Origin of the sequence: Marinobacter sp., from assembly GCF_041984545.1 — a bacterium.
Taxonomy (GTDB): Bacteria; Pseudomonadota; Gammaproteobacteria; order Pseudomonadales; family Oleiphilaceae; genus Marinobacter.
Map to the genome: position 1 here is coordinate 1 of NZ_JBHIXV010000084.1, position 489 is coordinate 489.

The 489-nt window shown below is 55.8% G+C and carries 1 protein-coding gene; it reads right to left on the reverse strand.

Annotated features, from left to right (window positions below; genetic code table 11):
- Nucleotides 1-29: 29 nt before the first annotated feature.
- Nucleotides 30-489: OmpP1/FadL family transporter (locus tag ACFC20_RS17630; protein WP_375194119.1), on the reverse strand; the 460-nt coding region annotated here is incomplete at its 5' end.

A 489-nucleotide genomic window follows, 5' to 3' on the forward strand; every position in this document is an offset into this window, starting at 1 on the left:
ATCAATCTGACAGGAGCGCTGCCTGATGGTCATACACCAGATTTGACAATAACTCCGTCAGCGTAGAGCACATTGATGCCACCGCCTAAGGAGAAACCTTCACCGCTGTTCACGGCGAAAGCGGGGCTCACACCATAAGACACCAGTTCAATTTCATCGCCGATAAACCGGCCCGCAAAGGCATCGCCATAATCGAAGCCAAGACCATAGGGGACATAAACACCCACACCTACATCCAGCCAGTCGTTCACTTCATGGGTAAGATAGGCATTGGGCACCGCAAAGGTGTCAACGTGGTCGCCACCACCGTCACCGACAACCGGCTCGCCGTTGGCTCGGGTTGCCGATGTTTGGGAATCCCGGCCGACAGCGTCGATCTCAAACAGGATTGCTCCGAACGACAGGTTGGTGCCGGAAAGCCGGCTCATGCCGGCAGGGTTGAAAAAAATCGTGGAAGCATTCTCCGGGTTGGCGACACTGCCGGCGTTG